Source organism: Bacteroidota bacterium, from assembly GCA_016194975.1.
GTDB lineage: Bacteria > Bacteroidota > Bacteroidia > Palsa-965 > Palsa-965.
This window is the reverse complement of the sequence record JACQAM010000023.1, coordinates 348,255-365,706: the sequence shown is the minus strand read 5'-3', so window position 1 is coordinate 365,706 and position 17,452 is coordinate 348,255. Positions and strand designations below refer to the sequence as shown.

Below are 17,452 nucleotides of genomic sequence, written 5' to 3'. Positions count from 1 at the left end.
CTCCTGCTTTTTATCAAATTCATAATTCATTTCCTTCTGCACGAGTTGCTTTTTATTTTCCTGGGAGAAAAGTGTGTCGCGCAGATTCACATAACTTTTAAAATAATGGAGCGAACGCAAACGCATCTGTTCCATGTTGAGTAATTTTCCGCCAATGGAATCGGGGAGAGGAATGGTGGATTCTTCGTAAAGTGTGCTCAATCCTTCATACCAATCCTTCACATAATCTTTTGCACCGATACTGTCAGAAAGGGTGAGCGCCTTATAAACATAATCGTAGGCAGGTTTAAAATTATATTCTTCTCCATAGAGTGAACCGATCATCCCGAGATTTTTTGCCTGCCTTCTTTTGCTGTGCATTTGCAGCGACAACTGGTAAGCCTGCGAATAATATTGCATTGCTTTCCGCCGAAGCGTATCCCGTTCAGCAGGATCGTTTTTTTCTTTGGCCATGAAACTGTAGTTGATTCCGATATTACTCAGGTTCAATTCGACTTCTTTCTTTGACTTGATTTCCCGGAAAATATTCAGGGCGCGGTTATCGTAATCAATGGCCTCAATATATTGCCCTTCTTTGAAATAAACATTGCCGATGTTCCCGAGTTGTGCCGCAATCTTGCTTTTGTCATTCAACTCCTGTGATTTCCGGAGTGCTTTCAGGAACCATTCTTTTGCTTTTGGAAAATCCTCTTCAGAAAAATAAACGGTACCGATACTGCCAAGCCGTGCTGCGATTCCCAGCCCGTCATTTTCTTTCTCGAAAATCTTCAGCGAGCGGATAAAATAATCGAGTGATTTGGGATGATCACCTTTGTTCCGGTAACAAACCCCGATGTTCCCCAACGCATCGGCCTGCCCGTTTTCCCACTTCAATTTAACAGCGAGATTCAACGCATCATTGCCAACGACCAGGGCCGTATCGGGATCTCCGTTCTTCATTTGCCAACAGAGTGCGTTCAACGCATTCACCTTGTTCGTATCGCCAGGAAGAGTTTTAAGAAGAGCAATCAGTGAATCCGTATTCTGCGGCAATGGATATTTTATGGCAACCAATGAATTCGTACCCGCATCATTTTTTTTCTTTCCTTCTTCATCGCAGGAAAAAAGAAAAATGACAACCAGGAAAAAAAATATTATTCGCAGCTCCTTCATCTTCAACCGAAATTAAATAAAAAAAACTCCCCCGTTGAAGGGAGAGTTTTTTATCCGTAGAATTTCCGATCTAAAATGTAGAATCAAAAATCAAAAATAATTTTACTGAATATCCGATTCTCCAACCACATCCACCCACTGTCCCGCCTTGCGCGCATTGATGGTGTGATCATACATCGCTTCTACATTTATTCCCGGCAGATAATAATGTCCGGCATAAGCAGCATTCAATTGTATGCGGAACGTTTTTGATTTCTGCTGCGGAACAAAGAAATAAGTGTACACACGATCGTCGCGAATATCCTGGTAATCGGAATAATCGCTGGTGACTGTCGATGGACCGTCTTCCATTCTTTCATTGCGTATTTCCCAACCGGAAGGAAAGATCTGCGAGAGCGCCATTTGACGATACTCACCATGCAATCCGGGATTGTAAACGGTAACACATGCAACGAAATCTGTTCCCTGGTCTATTTTAGAAACGTCGAGCGGCAAACCATTTACTGTAGTGTAAGAAACAGTGAGGTTCAGATTATTTTCCGCATCTTTTTCCTGTCCGGCAGATGGAATTCCACTCATGACCACGCGAACGAAAAGAGTATTCCCTCCATTATTTTTTACCGTTATTTTTCCCGGATTCGTGTCTTTGATATTCATATCCACCTGCGAAACAGATTTTTTGTCATTTACATTTCCTGTTTTCCCGGTGAAGGAATAATTATAATTCACACCCGTCGCAGTTTTATCTGATGCGCTGAATTTGCAAAGCGCGATGAGACAGTAAGCAGTGGACTGTGTACTCATCCAGTAACCGGATTTGTCCATCGTCTCCGCAATATTTTTAGCGAGCGATGCGCCTTTCGTTCTCCATGTTCCTCCCATTAAGCTCAGCGTTTCGAGGATCATAGCATCATCGCGATCACCACAACCATAAGTCCAATCCATTTCTGAATACGGGGGAACTACCATTGCAAGATCCTTCACAATTTCTCCCGCAATTTCGGGCTGGCCTGCGAGCTGATAAGCTGCGGCCAATCTCCATTTTGCAGAGAGCGAAAGTGTTTTCACTTCGCGCAAACGATTCATCGCACCGAGTTCAGGAGATTTTGCAAGAGCAAGTGTGTAGAGGCGATACGCCTGGATAAAATCATCATACTGGTAATAATATTTATCGTAATGCGGCGCCCAGTTGATGGCTTGCTCGCGCTGAAATTTTTTCCAGTTGTCGATGAGCGAGGAAGGAACGGTGTATCCTTTTGCCTGCGCTTCGAGGAGAAAATGCCCGGCATAATTACTTCCCCATTCACTCGGTTCACTTTCTCCGGGCCAGTAACTGAGTCCGCCGGAAGAAGTCTGGAAATTATTCAACTTCTGAATTCCCGCTTTCACATTCACATCAATAATATTTTTCTTTTTATCATCGAGTGTCATCACATCAGCAAGATAAAGTTGCGGGAACACTGACGAAGTGGTTTGCTCCACGCACCCGTGCGGATAGGAAAGAAGATAATTCAACCGCTCACCAAGATTGATCGGCGGAATGGAACTCACTTCGAGTGTTCCTTTATTTGTTCCGAGCACACCCACCGGAGAATAATCACTCGACCAGGTTTGTCCGGGATCCACCACCGCTTCATAAGCATCGGTCATCTCCGGATTCGGATTGCGCACATCGAGTTCAATTTCATATTCTGCATGTTCACCACCACCCGTTGCATTTATTTTTACAACTCCTGTTCCCACCGCATCGGCAACTTTCAGATGGAAAGTAACAATGTTATCGCCGATCTCTTTGAACGAAGTGTTTTTTGTAGCGCCGTCGGTGATCGTAAAAAGATTATTCACCGCAACAGTGACCGTAGCTTTTTTCACTTTCGTTTCCATTGCAAAAACATCTACAGGAAGATCGACTGTTTCGCCTGGCCCGACAACACGCGGCAATGTTCCGAGTATCATCAATGGTTTTCTCACCGGAACAGTTTTCTCTGCATTTCCATACGCATTATTTTCTCCGGCGATCACCATCACGCGAACGGATCCAACATATTGCGGCATCATGAAGGTGGAAGTTTTTTTCTCTCCCGGTTTCAGTTCAAACGGCCCCATGAATTTCACCATCGGTTTAAAACGATTTGCTTTTTTTCCTCCGCGATCTGTTTCCGATCCGTCGCCGCCGATTCCGAGCACGCGCGTGAGTTCTGCGCCGTACGCGCCCATCACGAGATCATACATGTCCCACGTTTTTACACCGAGCGCTTCACGCGAATAAAAATTATTCCACGGATCGGGAGTTTTGAATCGTGTGAGATCGAGCAATCCTTCATCAACAACAGCAACAGTGTACGTCATTGCTTTTCCATCTTTTTCCGAAACAGTAACAGAAGCATTTTCTTCCGGTTTCCAGACGGGAGAAGAAGTGGTGACGATCGGGGAGAGATGCGTAGTGGGATCATCTACCATGATCGGGATCACTCCATATAATCTTATCGGTGCATCGTTCTTCACTTGTCCGTGTGGTTGAATGAGCGTAACATTCACATAAACGTTCGGCGCCATTTCTGAAGTGATCGGAATTTCGCAAGTGAGATTTCCTTTCTTTTCCGATTTGATCCATTGTGCGCTGATGATCTTTGAACCATTCTCGATGGAAACAAGTGCGCGTCCCTGCCCGGGCGAAGGAATAGTGATCGTCATTTTATCTCCCACATTATATTTTGTTTTATCGGAAGTAAATTGAAGCATGCTTGCCACATCGGTATTTTTTGTTCCGCTTCCATCCCAATACGGCCAGTCGAACCACGCAAGCGATCCGGTGGAATGCCCGCCTTCTTCATCGGTAACGCGAATGAGATAACGCCCGTAATCTTCGTTTTTCACATTGAGCGAAAAAGAACCGACACCATTTTTTGTACTGATCTCTTTCTGAAAATACGGTTGGTAATAATCGCTCGTTACATAATTCGCAAGATTATCATTGTCGGAACTCCACCACCATCTCCAATCGACTTTATAAACTTTCACTGACAATTTTGATTTTGAAATGGCTTTTCCGTTTTTGTCAACGGTAACCACCCGCATATTCCAGTCTTTTCCTGTTTCGAGCATTCCTCCCCACAAATTTCCTTCGGGCATATACAAACCGACGTAGGAATCATAAGGAGAATAATCCATTGTAAAATGATCGCTGCTGAATGCGCCGCCTTCTTCGAACACGCGCGTATTGAACGATGCATTGAGCATACCCGGTGCATTTTCACCCGAAAAATCGGGTTTGAATTCTGCATCGCCATTCGCATCGAGATTCTCGTCGAAAATAGTTTTACTGTCGGTGTAAAAATTCGTTGCCGGGTCATCGAAAATATAATTCTCATATCCTTTGAACGTGGTGGTTGTTTTGTACAAACTTGCATCGACCGTTGCGCGCAAATTTTTTGCTTTTGCGCCCGTGAGCCAGTTAGCATGAATTTTTATTTTCGAATCCTTGTCGTTGTTCAGCGCCGTAACTTTTCCGAAATCAAGATTTATTTTCAAACGATTCGGCATCACGGTTTCCACTTTCAATGATTTATTGAAAATTGCTCCGCCCACTTTCACGCGCACATTCCAGTTGCCCGTAGGCGCATCTGCATCCGTAGGTATGGCGTACGTATAAAATCCGTTGAGCGATTCCGTGCGCACAATGCGTGTTACCTGTTGCCCGCGCGCATTGGAGAGATCGAGCGTTACCGGGTGATTGAGCGGGAGCACATTCTGTTTGTCTTCGAGAATGAATCCGAGGAACAACGTATCGCCGGGCCTCCACACGCCGCGTTCACCGTAAATAAATCCTTTCAGTCCTTTCTGAACTTCATCGCCGCCGACATCGAATGCAGAAACGGAAATGGAAGAACCATTGTCAAGTTTTAAATAGCCGCGCTGATCGCCGCTTTTGGCAATGAGCAGAAATGGTTTTTTCTTTTTCAGATCCAGTTTCGCAAAACCATTTTCATCGGTTTGCGCTGAGCCGAGCAATTGTTCCTGGAAATCGTACACTTCTATCTGCGCGGCATTCACCGGATCGGTACTGAGCAGGTTGTTCACGGCAAAAAGCATGTCGCCGTCATTTCCTTTTTTCGCAATGAGCCCGAGATCGGAAGCGATGATATTTCTTGCAACTGTTTTTCCGTAGTAATAATTTTCTTCGCACGGATCATCGTTGCCGCCGCCGTAATAATCGTAATCTTCATAATCGTAATATTCTCCGCCGTAATAACCGTATTCACCATCGCCGCTGTAATCTTCATCATCATTGTCGAATCCGTTATCGGAATTATCATCTTCATTGCTCACATTATTCTGCGTGGTATCCTTCGGGCAATTGTACATCGCGTAATCTTTTTTGAAACCGATGGAAACGCGGTAAATGGCGCCGGGTTCTGCCTTGATGAGGTCGCCGAGATCGAGGGAATAATTCATCCACTTCGTGAGATCGGATTTATTTTTTGCAACGAGATCTATTTTTTTCTTGATCACCACTTTTCCAACGCGGTACAATTCATTGCTGCCGTCGAGCGAATTCACCTGGAGGAACTGCGGAATATTATTTTCATAAATGCGGATAATTTTCACGTCGATCGATTTCAAACTCACTGCTTCGAACGGGAATAACATTCCGTTGCCGCTATTGGGAAGAATAATTCCATTGCCAACTAATTTCACTGCAGGTTTCAATTCTTCGAATGACAAAGTCTGTGTGAATGCATGTGGCAATGAAAAACCAATAATATTTTTTATCCCTGTGGCAACATTCAGTGAATGATCGCCGCTGAGCACCGTCTCAGGATAAACTTTGATATCGTTGTCTTCGATCGCGAAACGCAGAGCGCCCCCGTCTTCGAGCGTAATGAGTCCGTCGAGATTCTGTTTTTCCTGGAGCGGATCGGAGAATTCAACCACCACGCATTGTTCCTGGCCCTGTTCAACGCGCACATCGGTAACACGAAAATCTTTCAGCGAAGGAATCGTGAACTCTTTCGAATTTTTATAATCGATGTTCATCGGTTTTCCATCCCACGATAAAACAACTTTACTTTCTTTTTCCGAGCGCATGATGCTGTCCACCACAAAATGATTGGTCACATTATCTCCGTCGTGCGTCCACTTGATATGGATCTTTGAATTACCGGCCTGTTTTACAGAAAGTAATTGTTCAACAATTTTCGGATCGGCCGCATCGGCAGTACTCAGCACGCCATCGAGTTGTTGCCATCGCATTGTTTTTTTATCAGTAGTTCGCATCGCATCTGTTTCCACGCTGAAGCCCTGCTTCATGGTATGAAAACTGAATTTCATGGTGCTGTATTTGTCGGGAACATTCGTCACGATCTTGCTCAGATAGAATTCCACGGCATATTGCTGATCGGAAGGCATGCGTTGATCGGGACGGAACTCGAGAGTTCTTTTATCGAGCCAATAAGTTTTGCCGGGAATTTCCGGATCGAAAGAAAAATATTCTTCCGCGGTTGGTTTGTCGAGCGTGATCGGGCCCGTGTAGTCGTTCGTGAGCGTGATGCGTATGCGCGATTCATTGGAAATAATTCCGGAAGTGAATGCGCTTACCCACTGGCTGAATGCGGGATCGACTTTGGTGAATTCTACAGCAGATTTACTGCTCGGTGCGATGAACGGAATAATCGCCATGGTGATGACCACCATGGAAGCGAGGGCAAGAAGAAGTCGGCGTGACATAGGTTTTGGATTTATAGAACGAAGCTAAAGCAAACAGAAGGACTAATTCATAAGATGTAGCTGCTTTTTATCAGGTGTCGGTTACGGGATGATAATTGTAGAAGCAATCTCAAAATTGCCTCAAATAAAAAAATCATAGTCCAGCGATCATAGCCCAGTGATTAATAGGTGGGCTAAGATTTTTTTTGAGCAAACTGTGACTTTTTAAAGTGGAGTGCATTAGGATTATAAAACCACCAATCATGAAAACCTCCATCCTATCTGCGACCCTTTTATTTTCTCTTGTATTTCTTTCTCCGCTCAGCGCAGGAAATAATTTCAAAGGAAAAAAACAAGTAGAATCATGCCCCACTGTCAATGCATCTCCCGGAAATTTTTCCAGGGGAAAATCATTCGAAAAGGAGAAAAGAATTTCAATACAATACCACAAATTACCGAAAGCGTCTTATGACAAAAGACAAAAGAAAGAAATGAATTCACCGAAAGTGCGCCAGTTGAAGAATCAATATGGAACAGAGGGGCACGGAAATTTCAGAAAACTTTTTGGTGCAATGCGTTCTCCGGATAATTTTCTGACACTCGGATTGTTTCACCGCAAACAAAAAAGCAAAAACATCAGGGTGAAATTCTGATGAATATTGAGTGAAGAAGGCGCAGTAGCGGGAGGTGGCGCGATGATGCGCGTCTGTACCGGGTAGAAATGCCCGGTACTTTTTTTATGGGCAGGATCATAGATATAATATTCCTTTATCGGGCAATTTATTCCTTCAACAGAGGATAAGCTGAACTCGTCGAATAACAGCTATAAAGTGAAGGAAATTTCATAATATAGCACATCTAAAAAAACAGGACCCGATAATGCGATCAAAAACAGTTACCCCCTGGCTGCTGATCGTGTTCACTTCAATTCTTCTGTCAGCCGTATTTTCTCCCACCCGTGCGCAGTCAGTTGGTAATTATGCAGTGACACGAGCTACTGGAGTCAGTTATGTTTCTGTACTGAATCTTGCTACTCCATGCAACAGTTGGAGGAACACCGGTAGTTATATTGATGATGACAATCGTTCGTATCCTGTAAATATTGGTTTTGATTTCTGGTATGATGGTGTTCGGTATACGACAGTTTGTGTTTCAACAAACGGCTATCTTGATTTTTCGAATTCAACTGCAGATGGAGGCCCCACCGGTGGTCCTTATGGTTATCAGAACACGCGTTTCACTACTATAAACGGAACGCTTAATGCGCTCGCACCGTTCTATGATGATATGACCACGCAGGGAGCGGTGAATCCGCTCGGCAATAGTATCCGCACTTATCTTTCCGGAACAGCGCCTAATCGTATTTTCACAATCGAGTGGTTTAATCTCGCAGTTTATGGGAACACAACGCCGAGTATGAATTTCCAGGTGAAGCTGCATGAAACTACCGGCGTCATCGATTACCCTTACGGAACAATGAACGCGGGCACTGCAACTTTTTCCTATACGTGCGGCATTAATGGGCCGGTCATGAATTCATCTCCTACTGTAGCGCAATTATCTGATCAGCAAACAGCGAATACGGCTACATTCTCCAATGCGGTACAGAACAGTTTATCAGTAATGCCGGCAGCGAATTCTATTCTCACATTTACACCTCCGGTTCCGCTGAATCCTTCCGGGTCACTCACATTTTCCGGAGTTCAGTCTTCGCAGATGACTTTGAATTTTCCGAACTGGGCGACGAATGAAGTGGGATATGTGATCTATAATTCGACAGATGCCATCAACTGGAATTTCATTTCGCAGACCGCGGCCAATGCAACGAGCGCTCTCGTTACAGGGTTGTATTCCAGTACAACCTACTACTGGCGGGTGTACGCGGTGACGGAAGGATGCCTGAGTTCAACATTCTTGTCCGGAACACAGGCGACGACTGCGGGCTCCACTTATATTTCAGTTGTTACCGGAAACTGGAATACGGCTTCTACCTGGAATATTAATGCAGTTCCCGGTGCAGGCGATAATGTCATTATTGCCAATGGCCACACCGTGACGATCAATGTAAATGCTGCCTGCAATAATCTTACGATCAACCAGGGCGGCGCGGCTTCTGTTCTGCGTTTCGGAAATAATGCTACGAATCGTTCGCTGGATGTGAATGGAAATATTATAGTTGGAACGAACGGAACGCTGACCGTGAATGTTGCATCCAACACCACTCACCAGTTGAATCTGTATGGAAATCTTACCAACAACGGAGTTGTTGATCTGCAACCCGACCTGAATAGTTTTTGCGATGTTGCTTTTTTACATCCATATGCAGCGCAGGTTGTGAACGGATCAGGAGCGACGAACAAGTTCAATAATATTACGGTGAATAAAGGACCCGATACGAGCCGGATTGTGGATATGCAAATTTCTTCGTTCGTAGCAGCAACGGGATTTCTTACTCTCGTCAATGGAACTTTTAAAATTTCTACGACTGCTGCATCAACGGTCACCCCTTATACAGCAACTTCGGATATTCCTTCATCAACAAGATTGTGGTTGAACAGTTCTTCGCTCATTGCAAATACTACAGGAGGAAATATTAATTTATTCGGCCAACTGCAGGTTACTTCGGGAACACTGAACATCGGTAATGCTACAGATAATTCACTTGTTGCCAATGGAGGATTATTCCTGATGAATGGAGGGACAGTGAATATAGCAGGGCGATTCGATCGCGCGAATGTTGTAACGCTCACACGTTTCAACATCACTGCCGGAACACTTACAGTTAATACGACGGGTTCCACATCTACAACCAACGCGCCCTTCATGATGGATGTGAGTGGTTCGCAATTCAGCCAGTCAGGCGGACTCATCATTATCCGGAGAAGTGGAGGAGCGAATCTTGGTTTTCTCTGTACAGGCGCCAACATCAATGCAGTGACCGGAGGAGTTTTGCAGATCGGTGATGTGTCATCGCCTGCAGGGCAAACGATACGTGTGAATACGGTAACACCGGTTGGTGGATTCAGAGTGGCGAGTGCGAATGTCACAGCGTTGCTGATCACGAATCCACTGACGGTGATCAATGATGTGGAATTACAAAGCGGAACTTTCAATACGAGCAACCTGAATGTAACTGCAGGAGGAAACTGGACTAATACCGGGGGAACTTATACTTTCGGCACCAACACCACCACATTCAACGGTGCTGCGAATGCTGCGATCAATGGTAGTGCTATAACACAAACCTTCAATAATGTTGTTGTTCAGAAAAATGCGGGAAGTACTTTGTCGGTTGGTGGAAGTACAACAACTGTTACGCTGAATAATTTCACGGAGACCTCCGGGAATTTTACTTCTGCCGCAACGCTGAATGTGAATACAGCGGCCGCTTCTGCAGTTGTGCTTACAGCGGGAACATTTACATTCGGAACAACTGTGAATATCACCGGCAACTGGACGAACAACGGAGCAAGCACAGTTCCCGCAACAAGCACAACAAATTTTACCGGAACTGCTGCGCAGGCGATCAGTGGTACAGCAACCTCGCAGAATTTTTACAATATTGTTTTACTCAAGACTGCAGGAACAACTTTATCAGTTGGTGGAAGTACTACAACACTCACCACAAATAATATTACCGAGACCACAGGAAATTTCACAGCTCCTGCAACATTGAATGTCACCGCTTCATCTTCGGCAAGCGTGTTGCTCACTTCCGGAATTTTTACTGCGGGAACAACAATGAACATCACGGGCAACTGGACGAAGAATGGCGGAACTTTTATTCCAGGAACAGGAACAACAAATTTTACCGGAACACTTGCGCAGGCAATAAATGGAACAGCAGTTGCGCAGAACTTCTATAATGTGGTGGTCGCAAAAACAGCAGGGACAACGCTATCGGTTGGAGGCAGCACAACCACACTGACAACAAATAATCTCACTGAAACTTCAGGAAATTTCACAGCGCCTGCCACGCTCAACATAAATGCTTCCGCATTTGCATCACTTCTTCTTACGGCCGGTAATTTCACCGCGGGCAGCACCACCAACATTACAGGCGACTGGACTTACAACGGAGGAAATTTTTTCCCGGGAACAGGCGTAGTGAATTTTACGGGAACTTTAAATCAAACGATCGGTGGAGCGGCAACATCACAAACCTTTTACAATGTAGTGATCGCAAAATCGGCAGGAACTACGCTTGCATCTGGAGGAAGTACAAATACAATCACCACAAATAATCTTACAGAAACTACAGGCAATTTCAATTCACCGGCAACTCTCAATATTAATTCAACAGCGACTGCCAATCTTCTGCTTTCATCAGGAACATTCACGGCAGGAACAACAACCAACATTAAAGGAAACTGGACGAACAACGGTGGAACTTTTATTCCGGGAACCGGCCGTGTGAATTTCACAGGTACGCTGGCACAAGCGATCAATGGTACCGCCACATCACAATCTTTCTACGATATTTTTATTCTGAAAACCGCAGGTACTACACTTACAGTCGGCGGAAGTACAAGTACGATCAACACGAACAAATTCACAGAGACCACCGGAAATTTCACCGCACCGTCTGTTATGAATGTGAATGCAACTCCAACTGCTTTTATTCTTCTCACTTCGGGAACATTCACAGCAGGAAATATCATCAATCTCAATGGAGACTGGACAGACAACGGGGCAACAGTTGTACCCGGATCAAGCACCATTAATTTTTCAACTTCAGGAAGTGAATCGGTGAGCGGAACAATAGCTGTAGAAAATTTCAATCATATAAATTTCATTAACGGAGGACTGACCACGATTGGTTTTCCAATCAACTGCGGAAACATTACGATCAATGCAGGCGATTCAGTTTCTGTTGGCGCGACAGGTTTCACAATTTCTGCGCGGGGAAACTTTATCAATAATGGAAATTTTGCAGCGGGAACAACTGGAACTGTAATTTGCAACGGAGGAGCAACGCAGACGATCGGAGGAACTTCCGTAACGACTTTCAGAAATCTCACGATCAACGGAGCAGGAGCAACGCTTGCAACGAATGAAAAAATTCACGGAACACTTACGCTTACTTCCGGAATGTTCACTACAACAGGATTTACATTCACATTGCTCTCTGACATTTCAGGCACAGCGCGCATTGCAGAAATCACCGGCGGAGACATCACCGGAAATATTACGATGCAACGTTACATTTATACCGGGCCAACGGAATGGAGACAAATGTGCGCGCCTGTAAGCGGAACAACGCTTGCAGATTGGAATGATGATCTTGTTACGTCTGGATTTCCAGGATCTGATTTTCCCGCAATGGCTTTTTATTCCATTGCAACTTATGATGAAACTGCACCGGGATTAAAAAGTGTCGGATACAGTGCTCCAACGAGTGTGACTAATCCTATCGTTGCGGACAAAGGATATTTCGTTTATGTTGGGCCGCTTCCTGTTCCTGTTGCAGTAACAGGCGCGCCGCTGAAATTCGGACAATCTTATTCACTCACGTATACTCCTTCTGCCGGACTTGCAGAAGACGGATGGAACATGGTTGCAAATCCATACCCGAGTTCCATTGACTGGGACGCTGCAGGATGGACGAGAACCAACACCGATAATGTTTTAAGTATCTGGAATCCTTCTTTGAGACAATATGCTTCTTACGTTTCCGGAATTGGCGTGAATGGCGGATCAAAAAATATTCCTTCGTCGCATGCGTTCTGGGTGCACGCGATCGCAGCGGGCCCTTCTATTTCACTTACAGAATCGGTAAAAACTTTTGTCGATCAGTCGTACATGCGTTCCGCGCAAATTCAATCGCAAAATAATTTGCTCAGTCTTTCTGTCACAGGATCTCCCGGCACCGATCAATCTATTATTCGTTTTGATCCTGCTGCAACAGATACTTTCGATGTGAATATGGATGCGTACAAACTTGCAAGTTCAGATACCACTGTTCCATATCTCGCAAGTGTGACCACCAATTTCCAGGATCTTTCCATCAATACTCTTCCCACTTTCAATTCAGATATCACGGTTCCTCTTCGCGTGAAAGCAGGTGTTACAGGAAATTACACAATACGACGCGATTCAATTTCTGATCTTCCGAATTCCATGTGCATCACGCTCGAAGATCTTCTTACCGGGACAACAACGCAACTCACACAGAATGCTACGTATTCTTTTTTCATGTCGGATACTACAAGCGCTGTTCGTTTTATTCTTCATTTCGGCCCGGCACTCACCGCCGGCGATGTACCTGCAACTTGTTTGAATCACAATGATGGAAAAGCATTCGCAAAAGGAACCGGTAATGGCCCGTGGGATTATACATGGAAAGATGCTTCCGGAAATATTATTGCAACTCATTCTAATATTTCGGGAACAGATACACTCAGCGGACTTATTCCTGCAAATTATATTGTGGAGGTGAATGGAAATAATGGTTACTGTAATTTCAGAACGGATACTATTTCTGTTACCGGCCCGCCTGCATTGCAAACCGGTGCAACTTTTACTCCGTCCACTTGTTCTTACACGAATGATGGCGCCATTATTATAAATGCGATCACCGGGGGAACTCCTCCGTTCACGCTCACGTGGTCAGACGGCAGCAATGGAGATACGCTCGCTAATGTTACGATGGGAAATTACCAGTTGTTCATTGCCGATACGAATGGTTGCATTGACACTGTACATTTTATTCTTCCAACCAATTCTTCTCTCACTGCAGATTTTGTTCCCACTCCCGACACTGCAATTCTGAATTCACTGATCCTTTTCCAGAATTCTTCCAGCAATACAACTTCTTCACTCTGGGATTTTGGTGATGGCGGACCACAATCGACTACCACGAGTCCGAATTATTCTTACGGAACAGCAGGAACTTTTACGGTGATGCTTGTTGCGGATGATGGAACCTGCCAGGATACAACGTATCATACAGTATTGATCATTGACAATACGGGAATAAATCCTTTTTCGAATGACGGAAATGTAGAATTCACAACCGGGCCGGAATCATTCGGTGTGCTGTTCGATCTTCCCGTAGTTGAAAAAGGTGTGATAAAAGTTTACACTTCTACAGGAGAATTGTATGCGAGTAAGGAAGATTACGTTGGACAGGGACGTGTGGATATTCCGATGGACGGTGCAGCAACTGGAACTTACCTCATCTTCGTTCAGCTTCCTGATAAAATGTATTCTACGAAAGTGGTGCTAATACGATAGACATCAGTAAGCAGAAACTTTCCCGGCGAATTCCGATTGCAGGCGGGACAGAAGACAGAAAAAAATTCTCAGTGCACGATCATCACTTGTTTTTTATTTGAAAAAACCTCCATGGACCGAAAAGACTATTTGTATTTTTTCTTTTTCGGATTTTGCCTTGTATCCCAGAACGTAAGTATCACAATTTTCCAGGCCCTTATTTCATACACGAGTAAATTGTGGGGTGTTATAATTGCTTCATGAATACCCGGAAGATCTGTCTTTCTGAAAATTTCAGGGTGCTTGGAGATGAATTCGATTACCGGTCAGTTTCACTTACAAAATTTTCAACTTCACGATCGCTCCATTCCGACTTTAAATATTCAATGACTTTGAAGAATCTTAATTCAGCTTCAAGTGTCCAGGTTACTTCTTTAACCATTTCTGGTATTTTTTTCTCATATCATCATGGGGGATCACTTTCCCTTTCTTAGAATCGGAAATTCCTTTTTTGACCGAGGCCTTAATTTCTTCAGGAAGGTTTTTAAACCAACTCTCTTCGTGAGAATCAAAAAGAGCTTTGATATAATTGATTATGTCTTTGTCTTCTGTTTCCAGAAGGCGTTTCACCAGTTCGAGTTTTGTGACTGCAATATTCATTTTTTGAAATTGTGAGAAGTAAAATTAATCATAAAGTTCGATTCGGTAATATTTTCTCAGTGCACGATCACCACTTGTTTTTTTCCGATCTCTTTTCCATCCTGCATCACCTGCACAAAATATTCTCCGCCGGTCCAGTTTGAAATTTCTACCTGCGATTGTATTCCCGTTACATTTTCTGAATGAACCAATTTTCCGTTCATGTCAAAAATATTAATGAGCACAGGATCATTATTCGCACCGGGCCACTCGATGGTGAGCTGGCGAAATGCTGGATTCGGATAAGCCACCACTTCAGGCGCAGGCGCGGGTAATTCGTGCACGCCTATCAGCACCGTGGAGACTCCATTGGCAAAAGCGTATTGTCCCGGCATCAGCGAATCTGCATCCACATAACCATATTTCGAAAGTGAAGAAGAACCAATGATGAATTTCGTGTAATGCTGCCACTCGTGCCAGTCATCACTTGCATCACGGCGATAAAGTAAAATAATACTATCGCCATTCGGAATCGTGAGATCATTGTCGAGCCAGAAACCCTGGCCGCTTGTTGATGTTGTTCTTCCGTCGTAATAAAATCTTCCGCTCGCATAAAAGTTCGACGGAAAAATTCCTTCAATGTTCCAGTAACGCTGAATGGACAAACGATAATTATTTGAATTCACTTTTATCGAATCGGGTTTCACATAATTGTGTTCGATGCGCACGAGTGCAGAATCTGAAATGGAATTCACCGTGAGAATACATTTCGGTTCGGTGTAAGTATATTGTCCGTTTGAATTGATCACTAAATATTTATCGGAGATCGCATCGCTGATGAGTCCGTGAAGATCAAGCGCCGTGTAAACCGGATTAAAAGGAAGTGTAACAGTGAAATTCGTGTATTGCCCGCTGATGAAACGGCGAACGGTATCTTCCTGCCAGTTGTTTTTGAAAAAAGAAAATTCAAGAGGAACATTCGTGAAATATTGCGGCGCACCAAAAAGTTTTTGACGAACATAAACCGTCACATCATAATTCGGCCCATTAGGAACGACCACCGTTGAATCGATGGAAAAATGCGGCCAGCCCGGATTGAAAACCCAGTCGTTGAAAAAATCAGTGAGATAATTAAGTCCGCTTGAAGCGATGAGATCATTCATGAGATCGGTGCTGCTCACGTCGGTAAATTGTTCCTGCTGCAAATAATAATGAAGCGACGAGAAGAAAAGTGAATCGCCCATGTATCCGCGCAACGTGTGCGCAACATCGGAACCTTTCAGGTAAACATGATCGCCATAAGTATATTGATGAGGAACGCCGGATACTGCCCGGAATCCACCTTCGCGATGATGAATATAATGAACTACTTCATCGTGTCGCGCAAGAACGGCTGCGTCGTAAGCGGGACGGCCGTATTCCCATTCTGTAAAAATTTCTTCGGAATAAGAAGCCCATCCTTCATTCAACCACATTTCCGGTTCTGTTCTGCACGTAGGATTATCACCGAACCAGTGATGAGAAAGTTCATGCGCCATGATGTCGGCTTCATAAGTGAGTGAGCCGTTCGCTGCAATTCTCGGGTAAGAAATATTAGTAGCGTGTTCCATTGCGCCGTTGTTGAACGGAACAAGACAATAACCAACGCGCGGCCATTCGTAAGGGCCGTAACGATTTTCAAAAGCATCGAGTGCATCGTTGAGATGGATAAAAGAATTTTTCAGCGGAGTAGTATCAGTAGGAACTGCAGTGAGAATGATGGGATAGCTGCCATAAATTCCACTGTGTGTCCAGTTCACCTGCGTGTAAGATGCGACTGCAACAGAGGCGAGATAAGATGGAATTGTTTCAGTAAGATCCCACGTTCTCCAGCGAACACCATTCACATCGGTTGTATCGGCGCCGAGTACGCCATTGCAATAAGCGGGTTTTGTAGCGGCGCTGCCAATGATAAAAGTGTAAGGAGCGCGCTCTACAAAATTATCGAAGCAGGGATACCATGCGCGGCCGAAGTTCACAGGATAGGTTTGAAAACCAACACCGAGATTGTAGGCGTATCCACTCTGAAAATAAAATCCGCCCCAGCCCGAAGGATCTATTTGCGGTTTTCCATGATAATAAACAATAAGATCGCTGGTGTCGCCGGTGTTCATGGCCACAGCAAAATTCGCACGCAGGAGTGTGTCGGTGTACGTCCACGTGAGTGAAGCGCTGTTCATGATAATGGAATCTATTCTCATGTGCAGCAGATCGAGATCGATGTAATTCTGATTGGTGATGAGCGGCGTAAAATGAATTTTTGTATTTCCGCGAATGGTGTCGGTGGTAAAATCGGTGATGTTGAGTTTGATTGTGTAATGAAGAATATCAAAAGTATCGCTGCGCGAATTCATGGCCTGTGTTTGCATGTTTCCCGTTCTGGAATTATCATCGCTCCAATTGTATTTGAGAGGGGAAATATCGGAGGCAGGTGTGACGATATTCTGTGAAAAAGAAATGACAGCAGTAATGCAGATTACAAGAGTGGAGTAGATTTTTTTCATGCCGGTGGAAATTTATCCGTGAATAATAAAGATAATAAATATTGGAGAAGATAGGAATTCATTTCTCAAATGAATTTCCCTGAAGGCAAAAAAATCAGGCACAAGGTACAGGGGAAGCCACAGGAGAAAATAAAATGTGATGCAGAATTTTCGCGTAGCCCCGATACCGCAACTGGCTCCGACATTGCGGTAGCGGG

General features: G+C 44.4%; 6 protein-coding genes. 2 read left to right on the top strand and 4 right to left on the bottom strand.

Going from position 1 to position 17,452, the window contains the following annotated elements; translation table 11 throughout:
- A partial coding sequence (locus HY064_15965; GenBank protein ID MBI3512155.1) for a tetratricopeptide repeat protein occupies window positions 1-1,152 on the bottom strand: 1,152 nt, incomplete at its 3' end.
- A 102-nt stretch (window positions 1,153-1,254) separates the two neighbouring features.
- Window positions 1,255-6,879: a hypothetical protein gene (locus tag HY064_15960; GenBank protein ID MBI3512154.1), complete on the bottom strand. Its 5,625-nt coding sequence runs from the start codon at window positions 6,877-6,879 to the stop codon at window positions 1,255-1,257.
- Between the two features lie 242 nt (window positions 6,880-7,121).
- On the opposite strand from HY064_15960, the gene HY064_15955 reads away from it, so the two are divergent.
- Window positions 7,122-7,511, top strand: a complete 390-nt coding sequence (locus tag HY064_15955) for a hypothetical protein (protein ID MBI3512153.1) — start codon at window positions 7,122-7,124, stop codon at window positions 7,509-7,511.
- A 226-nt stretch (window positions 7,512-7,737) separates the two neighbouring features.
- Window positions 7,738-14,094, top strand: coding sequence for a hypothetical protein (locus tag HY064_15950; protein ID MBI3512152.1), 6,357 nt, complete (start codon window positions 7,738-7,740; stop codon window positions 14,092-14,094).
- A gap of 405 nt (window positions 14,095-14,499) precedes the next feature.
- Here the strand turns inward: HY064_15950 and HY064_15945 are convergent, their stop codons facing one another.
- Together HY064_15945 and HY064_15940 are read right to left on the bottom strand one after the other, a co-directional pair.
- Window positions 14,500-14,733, bottom strand: a complete 234-nt coding sequence (locus HY064_15945) for a hypothetical protein (GenBank protein ID MBI3512151.1) — start codon at window positions 14,731-14,733, stop codon at window positions 14,500-14,502.
- Window positions 14,734-14,789: 56 nt separating this feature from the next.
- Window positions 14,790-17,255, bottom strand: a complete 2,466-nt coding sequence (locus tag HY064_15940; protein ID MBI3512150.1) for a T9SS type A sorting domain-containing protein — start codon at window positions 17,253-17,255, stop codon at window positions 14,790-14,792.
- Window positions 17,256-17,452: the final 197 nt, after the last annotated feature.

Coding starts and splice junctions, on each gene's coding strand:
- HY064_15960 (MBI3512154.1), bottom strand. CDS start 6,879: ATGTCACGCCGACTTCTTCTTGCCCTCGCTTCCATGGTGGTCATCACC.
- HY064_15955 (MBI3512153.1), top strand. CDS start 7,122: ATGAAAACCTCCATCCTATCTGCGACCCTTTTATTTTCTCTTGTATTT.
- HY064_15950 (MBI3512152.1), top strand. CDS start 7,738: ATGCGATCAAAAACAGTTACCCCCTGGCTGCTGATCGTGTTCACTTCA.
- HY064_15945 (MBI3512151.1), bottom strand. CDS start 14,733: ATGAATATTGCAGTCACAAAACTCGAACTGGTGAAACGCCTTCTGGAA.
- HY064_15940 (MBI3512150.1), bottom strand. CDS start 17,255: ATGAAAAAAATCTACTCCACTCTTGTAATCTGCATTACTGCTGTCATT.